At 59.1% G+C, this 13,217-nt stretch carries 11 protein-coding genes; 1 reads left to right on the top strand and 10 read right to left on the bottom strand.

Annotated elements, in window-relative coordinates:
* Nucleotides 1-5: 5 nt before the first annotated feature.
* The 3 genes from N2A98_RS09720 to tssI are packed head-to-tail and all read right to left on the bottom strand — an operon-like array spanning nucleotide 6 to nucleotide 3,509.
* The gene (locus tag N2A98_RS09720) at nucleotides 6-785 is read right to left on the bottom strand and encodes a hypothetical protein (protein WP_275623330.1); all 780 of its coding nucleotides are present in this window, start codon (nucleotides 783-785) and stop codon (nucleotides 6-8) included.
* Complete coding sequence (locus tag N2A98_RS09715; protein WP_044273600.1) at nucleotides 778-1,614, bottom strand: DUF4123 domain-containing protein; 837 nt, start codon at nucleotides 1,612-1,614, stop codon at nucleotides 778-780. Before N2A98_RS09715 ends, N2A98_RS09720 begins: the two co-directional genes overlap by 8 nt.
* Nucleotides 1,614-3,509 carry a type VI secretion system tip protein TssI/VgrG gene (tssI, locus tag N2A98_RS09710; protein ID WP_275623329.1) on the bottom strand — a complete coding sequence of 632 codons (1,896 nt, stop codon included), beginning with the start codon at nucleotides 3,507-3,509 and terminating at the stop codon, nucleotides 1,614-1,616. The genes N2A98_RS09715 and tssI overlap by 1 nt, the downstream gene beginning before the upstream one ends.
* A 1,178-nt stretch (nucleotides 3,510-4,687) precedes the next feature.
* On the opposite strand from tssI, the gene N2A98_RS09705 reads away from it, so the two are divergent.
* A complete protein-coding gene (locus N2A98_RS09705) occupies nucleotides 4,688-5,839 on the top strand; it encodes an MFS transporter (protein ID WP_044273597.1) in 1,152 nt (383 codons plus the stop codon).
* An 8-nt stretch (nucleotides 5,840-5,847) separates the two neighbouring features.
* Here the strand turns inward: N2A98_RS09705 and N2A98_RS09700 are convergent, their stop codons facing one another.
* From N2A98_RS09700 to N2A98_RS09670, 7 genes are all read right to left on the bottom strand, one after another.
* Nucleotides 5,848-6,510: a type III secretion effector protein gene (locus tag N2A98_RS09700; RefSeq protein ID WP_275623328.1), complete on the bottom strand. Its 663-nt coding sequence runs from the start codon at nucleotides 6,508-6,510 to the stop codon at nucleotides 5,848-5,850.
* 424 nt (nucleotides 6,511-6,934) lie between these two features.
* A complete protein-coding gene (locus N2A98_RS09695; protein WP_275623327.1) occupies nucleotides 6,935-7,102 on the bottom strand; it encodes a type III secretion effector protein in 168 nt (55 codons plus the stop codon).
* A gap of 290 nt (nucleotides 7,103-7,392) precedes the next feature.
* Nucleotides 7,393-8,415, bottom strand: a complete 1,023-nt coding sequence (locus N2A98_RS09690) for a type III secretion effector protein (RefSeq protein WP_275623326.1) — start codon at nucleotides 8,413-8,415, stop codon at nucleotides 7,393-7,395.
* 235 nt (nucleotides 8,416-8,650) lie between these two features.
* Nucleotides 8,651-11,044: a TonB-dependent receptor gene (locus N2A98_RS09685; RefSeq protein WP_275623325.1), complete on the bottom strand. Its 2,394-nt coding sequence runs from the start codon at nucleotides 11,042-11,044 to the stop codon at nucleotides 8,651-8,653.
* Between the two features lie 97 nt (nucleotides 11,045-11,141).
* A complete protein-coding gene (locus N2A98_RS09680; protein ID WP_275623324.1) occupies nucleotides 11,142-12,089 on the bottom strand; it encodes a FecR family protein in 948 nt (315 codons plus the stop codon).
* Between the two features lie 26 nt (nucleotides 12,090-12,115).
* Nucleotides 12,116-12,616: a sigma-70 family RNA polymerase sigma factor gene (locus N2A98_RS09675; RefSeq protein ID WP_044273589.1), complete on the bottom strand. Its 501-nt coding sequence runs from the start codon at nucleotides 12,614-12,616 to the stop codon at nucleotides 12,116-12,118.
* Nucleotides 12,617-12,694: 78 nt separating this feature from the next.
* Nucleotides 12,695-13,096 carry a cytochrome c gene (locus N2A98_RS09670; protein WP_044273588.1) on the bottom strand — a complete coding sequence of 134 codons (402 nt, stop codon included), beginning with the start codon at nucleotides 13,094-13,096 and terminating at the stop codon, nucleotides 12,695-12,697.
* Nucleotides 13,097-13,217 lie beyond the last annotated feature (121 nt).

Raw genomic sequence — 13,217 nt, 5'->3', positions numbered from 1 at the left:
CCTGATTAATCACAGGTCGGATAAATATTGCATAGACGCCCATCTGGCATTTTGAAAGCCTTGAAGTCAGAGACATTGCCGCGACAAAACGCAAATATGTCTTCCTGGCTTTCTCCCCTGCAACGCTTCCAGCCACCGACAACCTTTACCCAGTTGTCTCGCACTGCTGGTTGTTCTTCTTCCGTTAACGCCAGCACCATTCTCAGCGTCTTCCCACGCAACCCAGCACGGGACACATAACCGCCAGCACGAGCTTTCGTAAGCTGTCCGCTGGTGTTCAGCGAATTGCATTTAAGCCCCTTAATAAGGGCATGCTGGGGGCCAACAGTACGAAACAACCATTGACATTGCCCTGGGAGCTCTCGGACATAACTTTCTGACATCAAAGACATTTCCGTCTCCCAACTATCTCGGATATAAACAGCGGCGTAATCCCGTCCGACGTCCGACCAACGCTCCCCCCACTTTGCGTTAATCGCAAACACAAGTTTACGTAACATCAGCGAGCAGCCTTCCACTCGCTCTGTCAGTGGCACCTCGAAACTCACTCTATTCGCTACGGGCTTGCTGGCAGCCTTGAATATTTTGAGATCCGGTCGCTTGCCATGTCTTCGAGGCAACTTGCACGTTTCACCCGGCGCGGGGGTGTAGGAAGCATCGCCCACAAGGCCGAAATGCGCCGGCAAATCCACCTCCAACGTAAAACGCTCCACCGCCCTTCCCGTACATCCCGAAAGCCCCGCACCCGCCACAACCAGCAACACCCACCCCATCCATCTATTCACCACTCCCTACCTCCCTGTGCCACTGTGCCACCACTCGAAAAAAATGCTCCCCAGGCGCCTCGCCTGCCCTCGGTTGCCAGTGAGTAACACTGCTACCGGTCGCCTCTGCCAAACGACGTACCACCAGAAATTCGAGCTGCTCCGGCTCACGCCATTGCCAGGTGCGCGCTTGTTCCAGTACCTGAGCCAGCCAAATCCTCGGGTCTTGGAATTCGACCAATGCCGCCAGGTCTTCGCTGTACTCCGCCAGCAGGTAGCGCAGGATATTGGCGTGCAGGATGGCGTCGGCCTGTGGGTTGGGTGTGTCGAGCCACGGCGGGTGTTCAGGCGCCGGGTAGTCGCCCGGTGCAGGGTTTTCGTGATGGCACCAACGGCCTTCATGCCAATAGCACACGCTGATCAGTGGCCCGAGGTAGACCGGCCAGTGTTCCTCGGCCAGATGGGCCAAGGCACGGGCCAGGGTGCGGTTGTCGTGAAAGCGATAAAGCGCCTGCTGGCCTTCTGGCCCCAGGAGTAATCGCTCACGCCAATGACGCGCCATACCCGCCAGGTCGCTAGCAGCCAGGCTGGCGAGCCAACCCCAGTTCGACTCGGGGTGTAGCAGCAAGTCGGCCAATGCAGGCTCATTCAGTTGCTCCAGTAGCAGTACAACCGGGCCTGAATTCGCCAACTGCGCCGCAGCGGTCTCGCTGTAGAGGCTGCAATAGTGCGATGGGGCACGATCTGCCAGCAGGGATTGGCGAGCCTCGTGATTACCCTCCAGCATCAGGCACAGTTGGCGTCCACTCTGCTGTTGTTGGGCCATCCAGCAATGGGGCAAGCTGTCCATCAGGCCGCCCTCCCCGCGATATTGCACAAGCCTTCGCGGCAGCGTTCGCACAGGGGACAAAAGTCCGCGCCCAGTTGCTTGGCCAAATCCATGATGACGCCTTGCGCTGCAGAGATTTGCGCGCCAGCAACCGATGGTGGGCTCACCGAACGGCCTGCAGACGGCGAACCGCCCAAGGTGATGGGCCGGCTGCTGGAAATACTGCCGGCTTGCATCACCAGGTGTTCGCCGCCCGCCTTCAAGCTCAATTGTGCACCAGCCTCAATCACCAGGCTGCCACCGGCCTTGAGATGAACCTGCTGCCCGGCTTCGATCACCAGGCTTTGGCCAACGCGAGTCAGGCTATCACCCTCTACCTCCAGGCGACTGTCATGCCCCACCCGTTGCTCCAGGTCACGCTGGGCGCGCAGGTAAATGAGCTCTTCGCCGCATCGGTCTTCAAGGTACAACTCATTGGCGCCCCCGCCGCCCGGCGAACTGCGGCTGCGCAGAACGCAGCGTGTCTTGTGCTGCGGCAAAGGGTACGTCGGCAGGTGCGATGCATTGGGCAGGCAACCGGTGACAAGGGGTTGGTCCGGGTCGCCCTCCAGAAAGCTCACCAGCACTTCCATGCCGACCCGTGGAATGACCATGGCGCCAAACCCATCACCCGCCCAACCGGACGCCACGCGCAGCCAACAACTGCTGGTCTCACCGCCCTTTTCCGCGCGATCCCAGTGAAAGCACACCTTTACACGACCATAGGCATCGCAGTGCACGTCCTCGCCGGCAGGCCCGGTTACCGTCGCGGTCTGGCTGCCACTGATCGTTGGCTTGGGGTGCTTGAGGGCAGGTCGATGCACCGCGCGCCAGGGAGTTGCGGTGAACCGGTTGCGATAGCCTTGGAACCCATTGGCATCAACGATCGACTCCTCCAACACCTGCGGCTGGTAACCCTCATGACGCACCGAAGTCAGCAGCCATAAGTCGTTGCAGGCTGGGTCCGGGTGATCACACAGCTCAAGAAAGTGACCACTGCACAACGCCGGTTGATCGCTCTTGCCCAGTACCCGATGGCGATCACGCTGGTGACGTTCCAGGCTACGTCGCGCCAGTTGTGCACCGCGTGCATGGCCATTAAAACCGGCAGGATAGCCATAGTCCTCCAAAAGATCCGCCGGCCCGCTACCGGCCTGGGCATGCAGGCGAAACGAAGGGTGCTCAAAGTCATAATCACGACGTACTGTGCGCCGGCTGCGCGTTATTAGGCGCCGGTCGAAACGCTGGACAACCGGGGCCCCAAGCGATGGATCAGCCGAGGAACAATAACGCTGCACCGGCAACCGGCGAAATACCGTCTGGTCATCGCCAAACACCAGCAGATGACTCTCCGCGCTGTGGCGAAAGTGGTAGTGAATACCCTCCTCTTCACACAGCCGCTGGATGAAATGCAGGTCGGACTCCCTGTACTGCACGCAAAACGTGCGCGGCGGATACACCACCGGCCCCAACTCAAACGCGTAGGCGTCGGCAAAGATACCGTTGTGTTCGAGGACCGCGGCAATGATCTGCGGTACGCTGCGCTGCTGAAAAACCCGCTGGTCGCAACGATGGGCAAGGGATGCCAGGCGTGGTGCGAGCGTCAGGTGATAAAGGGTGAGCCGCGTACCGGGATCATCCCGACCGATGGCGTAGATTTGCCCGTGCAGGCCCTGATCCGCTTCATCGAAGTCCAGATAGGCGGGTAGATGGAGCAACGCCTCCAGGTCAAGGGAAGGATCTTCGCTGACTAACTGCACCTGTATAAAGTAAGGCTGATCGAGGGCTTCGCTGCCTTTGAACGCCACTACCTGAAATTCTGTATTTATGCTTGAAAGGACTAATTTGAAACGCGACGAAACAAACCCGTTAACCATCCTTTGTTACCCGCCATCAACTTTCTCTTGAACGACTCTCTCTCGCCCTAATACCCATTCGGATTGCGAAAAAAAGCACCTGAACACGCCTAAGCTTAGCGACCCCAGGCACTTTTCGGTCCTTTTTGAATAAAACAGAAGTTTCGTACAGCGAAGATGGAAGTGTCTTTTTACAGAATATATACAGCCAAAAAAGTATTCTGACAGCATGGAGAAAATTCTGACTACAGCTTGTCTCTGTGTAACTAAACTTTAAGGAAACGGCTGACACTTATTTAATGCGGAAGTCGTTTCCGCTTTTTAGTCGCCCTGTCCCGCTACAAGTGTCGGCTCCTGACCATGGCTAACCACGATGCGAAGCGAGCCGCTCGTGATCTTGATCTGCTTTTGATCTTAGGCGCCCCGTTAAACCACGCTGGCCGGAATTCGACAGTGATTTGGGGGGTAAACCGGCAGGGATGCCGGTTTAGCCGCCCCGCGCCATGGATGGCGCGTGGCGGCGGCCCCCCAAATCACTGGCGGATTACGGGCACACCGAGCCTAGGCGAGGTGCCGAGTGGTGGGGCAAGAGCGTTTTGCTTACTTTTGCGCTGTTCAAAAGTGAGCCGCCGTCAGGGCGGAACCCCAGGTGGCCGTTACCGCAGAAATGGATATATACACAATCCAACTGTGTTGACTGCCAGGCCGCCTTCGCGAGCAAGCCCGCTCCCACAGTTTGATCGTGGGGTATCAGGTAGATATGCATCGGCTGGCAGGCCGTCTTCGCAGGCAAGCCAGCTCCCACATTTGGATCGCGGGGCGTCAGGCCTCCCCCACAGCAATGCCCCCTCTTACCCCGGGAACATGGCAATCCCCCACTGATATCGCCCCCGCGTCTCTACCTAGCGGGACTGCGGCGTATTACAACGCCAAGTCTGTGGAAAGTGAGCTGGAAGGTGGTAATCCGCCGCAAGAAACCTGGGGTTCAGCCACTCCCACAGGGATTACACACCTTCCAGCTCACCTCCTACAGGCTCGATCATTTCTACGTGGTCATCGGTGACCAAAGCGTTCCGTGTTTGTAAAAAAATTGCCTCGCCCCCCGTAACACCAAGGGAACCCGGCTCGCTCGAGAGGGCCTGATGTGCAAGGATGTCGCGCCGGACATCGTTCGTTGAACGCCAAACCAAGGATTTTTCATGACTGCCATTTCCACCCCTGCCCCCGTGGTTCCTGGGCGGCTGGAACAGATGTCGACCCGCATCGCTTTTTTTATCGCAGGTTTTGGTATCGCGGCCTGGGCGCCGTTGGTGCCGTACGCCAAGGCGCGTGCGGACCTGAATGAAGGCACCCTTGGGCTGCTGTTATTGTGCCTGGGTGTGGGGTCGATCATCGCAATGCCGGCGGCGGGCGCGCTGGCCTCGCGCTATGGCTGCCGACGGGTGCTGACCGCAGGGACGCTGATGATCTGCATGGCCCTGCCGATGCTGGCCACCGTCAGTTCGATCCCGTTGTTGATTGCTGGGTTATTCCTGTTTGGCGCGGGCTTGGGCACTGTGGACTCCACCGTCAACTTGCAAGCGGTGATCGTTGAGCGCGCCAGTGGCAAAACCATGATGTCGGGCTTCCATGGCTTGTTCAGCCTGGGGGGCATTGTCGGCGCCGCGGGCGTTGCCGGGTTGCTGGGCCTGGGGCTGTCGCCATTGCAGGCAACCCTGGTGGTAGTGGTTATCACGCTGGCAGCGCTGTTCAAGGCTGCACCGCACTTGTTGCCTTATGGCAGTGAAAGCTCAGGGCCGGCATTTGCAGTGCCCCATGGGGTGGTGTTGTTTATCGGTTGCCTGTGTTTCATCGTCTTTTTGGCTGAAGGCGCCGTACTGGATTGGAGTGCTGTGTTTTTGAGCGCCGAGCGCGGCCTGGATGAGGCTTACGCCGGCCTGGGCTACGCGGCATTTGCCTTGACCATGACCGCTGGACGCCTGACCGGCGATGCCATTGTTCGACGCCTAGGGCCCACACGGGTGATTGTGATCGGTGGCGCGCTGGCCTGTGCCGGCTTGCTCCTCGCAACCCTATTGCCAGCGTGGGAAACGGCGCTGCTCGGGTATGCGCTGGTGGGTGCCGGGTGTTCGAATATCGTGCCGGTGCTGTATAGCGCCGTGGGTAAGCAAACAGTGATGCCGGAACATATTGCGGTGCCAGCCATCACCACACTGGGTTATGCCGGCATTCTCGCCGGCCCCGCCATGATTGGCTTTATCGCCCATGGCAGCAGCTTGAGTACTGCCTTCATCCTGATCGCGGTATTGCTGGCGGCAGTGGCCATCAGTGGCAAAATCCTCAAGGTATAGCTCGCTTTTCAGCGTGCCTTGCGAGCGGCGTCCTGCTCATGCCACCGTTCAAGGCTTTTGTTGCTCAGCCACCCCTCTTTGTGAGGTGGGCCAAATAGTCGAGTGACATTTGCACGCTCCAATGAGGGCAACAAGCCTGGGCGTTCAATAATGTTCTTGGCGGTGTAGACGCAGAGTTCGCTGTATTTGGGCTGGGGCATGCCCGTGGACGTATCCAGCACGGGCGCGCCCTGTTGATCAACCTCGTACGGGTCCTGCATGACCTCCCTGAGCCTGGCGATTTCAACGTACTGATGCTGTTCAAACAGGTAGGTTCGATCCATGGCCTCGTCTCTCAACAGCGCAAACTGGCTTTGCAGTGCCTCCACCACCTGCGCATTGCCTTGCGCATGAAACGGGTCTTGACTGAACACATTCGCCGAGCTGTTCCCCGGCAAAGCCTGGGCAGCCGTATTGAGGCTATCGCGCGTGATATCGCCGTCACGGCTGAAGATCGCGTCACTCAAGCGCGGGCGCTTGAGCATTTCCCCCACGACCTGAATCACGTCATCCAGCGCCTCGCTTTCCCCCATAGGATGAGCGGCGATCCGCTGCAAAGACAGCCAGGTCAGGCGCCCATCATTCAGGAACGAGTGCAGCGAGGCGAAGGATTTTTCCAGCGCTTTAGCCAACTGGCTATCCGTTGACGTTGCACTCGGCAGGGCACCACTGGACCGCTCAATGGATAAGTTCTGCAAGTCTCGATGACGCAGAGCAGACAAGGGTGCACGAAAAAGACGCGGTTTGAGCGGGCCTTCCAGCGGGGACGTGGAAGAGCTTTCATGCCAGGTTTCAGCGGTGGCCGGTGGTGGCTTGGTTGGTTGTAAGGCCGGCCTGTCGGGGGGGAGAGGCCGGGAAGGTAGTACACCCTCGATTGTCATGGGTTTTCTCCAACTCTGTTCAGATGCATATCCGCTGGGTTGACGTTACCTTGATGGGCAAAATCAACGACTGGACTCCACTCAGGCAGGCACCTCATGTGTGGTTGGATGAACTCGACAGTTCCGAGTGGACGATAAATACCCATGACAATATGTAAACCGTGCTCAGCCACGGTTAACCCAGTTTGCGCCTGCGCCACCAACTGGTCAGGCAGTTGATCAAGCCGGTGTCGTTCAACAAATCAGTACCCTGCCCCTTAACCTGTGGGTCTGCCAGCATGCCTCGGGAAAAATCGTCCGACACAGGCGCTTGGAATTTAAGCTGGCCGGCATAAGCTTTCATGCGCCGCGCCTGTGCCTCATATTCCGTCGACGCAAAAGGGAAACTGCACGAGGGTGCGCGGTCCTGGGAGACTGGCAGACTTTCAGGTTGGGTATTACGCAGAAGTTCGATGGGCCCGGTTGGGCGAGAATTAAACGAAGTTGAAGGCATATTTTTCCCTCATTCAGAATCTGAAAAGCGACGGCGCGAGTCGCAACCGCAGGTACCACTTATGTGGCAAATGGGCGTGATTCGTTCCTTGAAACATATAGGACTGGCGCCGCCTCCGAGAGGCGACGCCTGAAGAAGGCTCAGCGGGACAACAGGTACAGGCCTGTACGGCTGATCTTCCCATCGTCATCTTTACTGGCGCGGTTATCCATCCGCTCAAGCACGTCACTGCGCTTGAGCATTTCCTGGGCCAACTGGATCAGGTGGTCCTTGGCCGCGTCGCCGGTGAGCGGCTTGCATGCCCACTTTTTCAAGTCGCAGATTTTAAGGCTTGAGCCCCCGCTACCGTCCTTCAACTCGTCAAAATGCTCAAGCAGTTCACCGGCCAGCTCTTTGTCAGTCTTGTACTTGAAGTGGTTTTCCCCTTGGATCACCGCATTCAGGCTGTGCCGGTCGACCAGGCCATCCAAAGCGCCCGTGGAACCGTGCCGATCCAGCGCGGCCATCAGTTCCGGACGTCGTAGCAACTCATTGGCCAGGCGAATGTTCTCGTTCATGACCGGGTTGGGCGACCACCCTCTTTTTGCCATCGCAAGAATGCTGTCAACGCTGATAGAGCCAGGGCTCTTCGGGTCTCTGAAGGCATTGAAGCTGTCACGCAACTGCTGCGCCAACTCTTCTCGACTCTTGAGAGAATACGGCGCGTCTGGCCTGCCGGGGGCGGGCGGATACGGCCGACATGCGGTGGGATCCGGTCGTGGTGGTGGGTTGCACTCACTAGGGTTCGGCCTGGGTGGCGGGTTGCTGCAACCTGGGTTCGGCCGTGGCGGCGGATGCCCACAACCAGGGTGCATGGGTGGCCGATGCCCAGAGAACCAGTGACTGATCCAGTGCTTGAGTTGGCTCAGGAAGTTCTGCATGTCCGGGGGGCTGTGGTGATGCCCGAGCACATCTGCCGCGGTGGTTGGCGCCTGGTGATGACTGAATACAGGCCCGGCCTTGTTGTCCCCGGTTTGAAAATTCACATGGGCAGCCTGCTGACCATTGAAGGAAGGCGTTGCGGGCGCCTGGCGGGTGTTTTTGATCTCGGCCTTGGTATTGGCCGGTGAGAGGTCAGGCGTTGATGACGCAGAGACGGGTGCATCCGACATCGATACCGACATACGTTTCTCCATGACAGTGGGCGATTTTCAGCTTGTCGCTCCAACGTAATGTCGAAGCCCATTAGCTTTCCCATGTGTGGTTTTGCGTCGGAATCAGTTCCTGAGCCAGCAATAATCTGTGCGGGGGCGACGTAGGAAACTGAGGGTGGCCTGCCGGTTATGAGTGAGCAGAGCGCCTGACCCAGGCAAAAAAAATCGCAACCCTGGGATTGCGACCTTTCCTACCGACAACAGATCAGAACCCCACGCTCGCCTGTACGAAAAACGTGCGAGGCTCACCCAGGTACAACCCGGCATTGTTGTCGCTGGAGCGCGTGTAATGCTGCTGGTCGAAGACATTTTTCACACCCACCCCCAGCTTCAGGTTCGACAGTTGCGCGCCAAAGTCATAGCCACTGCGCACGTTGACCGAGACATATCCTGGGATATCACCGTATTGGCCATCCGCAGTGCCTTGGGTGATATAGGTGGTGCCGGTGCCTGGCGCACGTTGGCCGGACTGAGCATAGACGTCCAGATTGTGGGTCCAGTGGTTGACGTCGTAACGCAGGCCCAGGGTCGCCACTTGGCGGGAATACAGTGGCAGGTCACGGCCCTTGAACGGCACATCACCTTCGGAGGTGGCCTTGGTGTAGGTAAAGCCCGCGTTGGCGGTGAGGCCGTCGAGGCGCGGGTCGAGGTTGGACAGGTCGTAATGGGCCGATGCTTCAATACCGCTGTGCTTGGTGGCGCCGAGGTTGGTCCAGCCCACGTCATTACTGACGTATTGCAGTTCATCCGAGAAGTCGATGTAGAACAGCGTCACTTCGCCGCCCCAGACGCTGTCGTTGTAGCGCGTACCGACCTCGTAGGTCTTGGCCTTTTCCGGGTTCAGGCCGTTGGCCGTCTGGTCGCCGGTACCGCCCTGGCCCAATTGGAAATACTGCAGGCTGCCGAAGGAGGTTTCGTAGTTGGCGAACAATTTCCAAGCGTCAGACACGTGGTACATCACGCTCAGCGCCGGCAGCGGTTCGTTATTGTGGACCTCGCGGCGTTTTTCCTCGGTACGCTTGCCATTCAGGGCCACGACCGGGCGGTCATGCCATTCGGTGCGGATGTCTTCGAAGCGAATGCCGGGGGTGATGGTCCATTTGCCGATATCGATTTTGTTATCGATATAGAAGGCGTTGGCTTCGGTCCCCCCCGTGCGGTCCTGGTATACGTGGCCGTCGCTCTGCCCGCCCGGCGTCGGCACGTTGTTGACCAGGTTCAGGCTGCTGGCCTCCTCGTGCATGCCTTCTTTGAGGTAGCGATAACCCACGCTGACTTCCTGGGTGCTGGGCCCCAGGTCGAACACATGGGACACACGCGGCTCGATGCCGAAGGTGTAGTAGGTGCGCGGGTAGGAGCTGAGGGTCTTGAGGTCGCGGTTGGCAATGGTGCTGCCACGGAAGCTGTCGGAATAGTAAGTCAGCACTTCGGCCTGGGTACGGTCGTCGATCTGGCGGATGTACTTGAAGGACACGTCCTTGCGGCGCCCGCTGAAGTTGTCCCAGTCACGCACCGACTGGTACGGGTTGGCGTCGAACTGCTGCTGGGTCAGGCCGCCGGGCATATCGGCGCTGGCATCGTAATAGTGGAAGTTCAGCGAGAAATCGTCTTGATCAGTCGGCGCCCAGTGGGTCTTGAAAATCACGTCATCGATGTCGTTGCCGTTGTTGCTATTGCGGTAACCATTGCCGTTGACCCCAGAGTACAGCAGCGCGGCGCCGATGCCGTTGTCGGCAGTGCCGCCGATAAAGGCGTTCTCCACATGCTTCCAGCCACCGTGGGCAGACGTTTGCAGGGTGGTGCCGACTTCCCCGGAGAAGTCTTGCGGGATCGCGCGAGTCACGAAGTTGATCACGCCGCCAACGTTCTGTGGCCCATAACGCACCGAACCCGCGCCACGGACAACGTCGATACTTTCCAGGTTACCGGCGGAAATTGGCGCCATCGACAGTTGTGGCTGGCCGTAGGGAGCGAACGCCGCCGGTACGCCGTCAATCAGCACGGTGGAGCGCGGCGACAGGCGCGACGTCAGCCCGCGTACACCGACGTTGAGGGAAATATCACTGCCGCCGGTGCCGTTGGATTCCTGCACTTGTACGCCAGGCACACGGCGCAGCACATCACCCACGTTCATCGCGCCCTGCTCTACCATGGCTTCGCGGCGAATAACCGTGCGCGCACCGGGGTGGTTCTGCACCACTTCGGCATCGGCATCGGCGAGCCAGTCGCCCACCACTTTGATGTCGGTCACACCCAACACCAGCGGCGAGCCGGCTTCACCGGTGCCGTTGCTCACCGGGCGCAAGGTCACGGAGCCGGCGTCAATCTGGTAATCCAGGCCACTGCCTTGCAGCAATTGGCGCAGGGCTTGTTCGGGCGAGAGGTTGCCATCCACCGCAGGGGCTTGCTTGCCGGCAACCATATCGGGGCTGAAGAACACTTGCAGCGAGGTCTGCTGACCCAACTGGCTCAAAGCTGCGCCCAGGGGTTGGGCACGAATGTGGATGCCCTCGGCAGCCTGTGCAGTACTGATGGCAACGGCCAGGGCCAAGGGCGCCCAGCGGGAAATTTTATTGTTGTGGGGGGCGAGTTTTTTCACGTCGAACCTAGTCCTGTGATCGCAAGCATGCGCGGCCGTTAATGCAAACCAGTTGCAGTTGCAGGAGAAGACGAAGAACTCGAAAAAAACCTGAATGTCAGCGTGAAATAATTTCCTGGCTACCGTCCGACAAGGTGCGTAAGGCGACCGGCAGGATGTGGGGCAAGGCCTTGAGCAAGGCGTCGGTGTCGTTGGATTTGAAGACGCTGGTCAGGCGCAGGTTACCCACCGCTGCCGTACTGACGCGCAGCGGTTGTTCGCGGTAGCGCGACACTTCCCGCGCCACCTCACTCAGGGTGGCGTTGTTGAACACCAGTTTACCGCTGCGCCACGCGGTCAGTTCTTCAGGGTTCACCGCGTAGGCCGCTGCCACTTCGCCTTGGGGGTCGACATGGGTGCCACGCCCGGCGGTGAGCGTGAGGATGTGATCGGACGCCTGGCCCTGCACCTTGACCGTGCCGGCTTCGACCGCCACGCGGGTCTGGTCCGCATCCAGGCGCACATCAAAGCGCGTGCCGGTAACGGTCACCTGCCCTGCCCCGGCGGCGACTACAAACGGGCGGCCGGCGTCATGCTGAACGCTGAACATCGCCTCGCCCTGCTTGAGCTCCACGCCCCGCTGGCCCTTTGCGTAGTGAACCGCGACCACGCTGCGGCTGTTGAGGTCCATCACTGAGCCGTCGGGCAAAGTCACCTGGCGATGCTCGCCCACTTGCGTACTGAATTCGGCATTGTAGGGCTTTGGCTCAAACACGCTGAATACACTCAAACCCACGGCAACGGCGACCACACTGGCGGCCACGGCATAACGCATCAGCGCACGCCGACCGGGGCGCTCGACCGGCGCGTCGCCCAGCGCCTGCAAGCGGGCCTTGGGCAGTAAATCCGTAGCGCTCCATAGCCCTTGCAGCACATCGATTTCGTACTGATGCGCGGGATGCGCCCCACGCCAGGCATCGAAACGTTGACGTTCCTGGGCGCTCAATGGGCCGTCTTGCAGGCGCACAAACCACTGCGCGGCCTCATCACGGACACGGTTATCCATCGTGGAAGATCCTGTTTCAAAGCCGGTCATGGCGCGCTCGCATCCAGACGATCACGCAGATGCCGCAGGGTGCGGATCATATACTTTTCCACCATGTTTTTAGACAGCCCCAGGCGTGTGGCGATTTCCTGCTGGGTGAGCCCTTCGATCTTCTGCCAGATGAAAATTCTGCGACAGTTGAGCGGCAACTCGGCCAGCGCCCGCTCGATGGCGTCGGCCAACTGGATCGCGTGCATGTAATGCTCCGGATCGCCGCTGTGGGGCGTGCTGTGATCAAGCGCCTGCAGCGTCAACGCCTCGCGACGGTCTTCGCGGCGGTACGCGTCCACTGCAATATTGCGCGCAGTTTGATGCAGGTAGGCGCGCGGCTGCGCAACCTCGCAGGCAGCGGACTCAAGCACCCTCACGAAGGTGTCGTGCGCCAGGTCTTCGGCCTGCTGACGGTTTCTCAGGCGACGTGTCCAGGTGCCGATCAACTCTTCGTAGTGCTCGAAAAAGCCTGTTCTGCGGGGCGGCTGAGGAGTCATCACGGGAGCACTGGGAAGGCGGAGCGTGAATAGTAATGCTTCCTATTAAGCGGGGCAATTGCTGCTCATCGCCCCCCGCTATTTGTTTGAAATGACCTCAGTCATGTATTGATGCAAATCGCGAAAGTCTTTAACGCTCCAGGCATGCGGCGCGATCTTTACGCCATTGTCCTGCAGCGTCTTGGGGATCAGGTTGCCATTGGGGCGAAGGATGACCGAGGAGACGATAACGCCCGGATAATCATGGAGTCGTTTCTTGAAGGCGGCGGTTGTCAGGTCGGGGGTTGGCGGATTACTTTTTTTAGCCAATGGCCCCGTGCCTTTGATATCGGGCCCATGGCACACAGCACAGCGCTGTAGATACAGCGTTTTACCATTGCTGTTATCGGCGAGGCATAGGGCTGTTTGAGTCAGTGATAAAACGGCCAAGACGCCGCTGACTAACAGTTTGATCAATCTGGTATCGGCCCACGCATGCATTCCATCGCTTCCTGTATTGCCCTTTTTTTTCAGCATCATACGATAAAGTCGCGCGTTTACCCGCGCTGGGCGTAAACGCCTGGGGGTGAACTTCCGCTCCCCGCCGCCAGTCAGCAAGAAG

This window comes from Pseudomonas sp. FJ2-5-13 (genome assembly GCF_029201605.1).
Classification (GTDB): Bacteria; Pseudomonadota; Gammaproteobacteria; order Pseudomonadales; family Pseudomonadaceae; genus Aquipseudomonas; species Aquipseudomonas lactis.
This window is presented reverse-complemented; position numbering and strand designations above follow the sequence as displayed.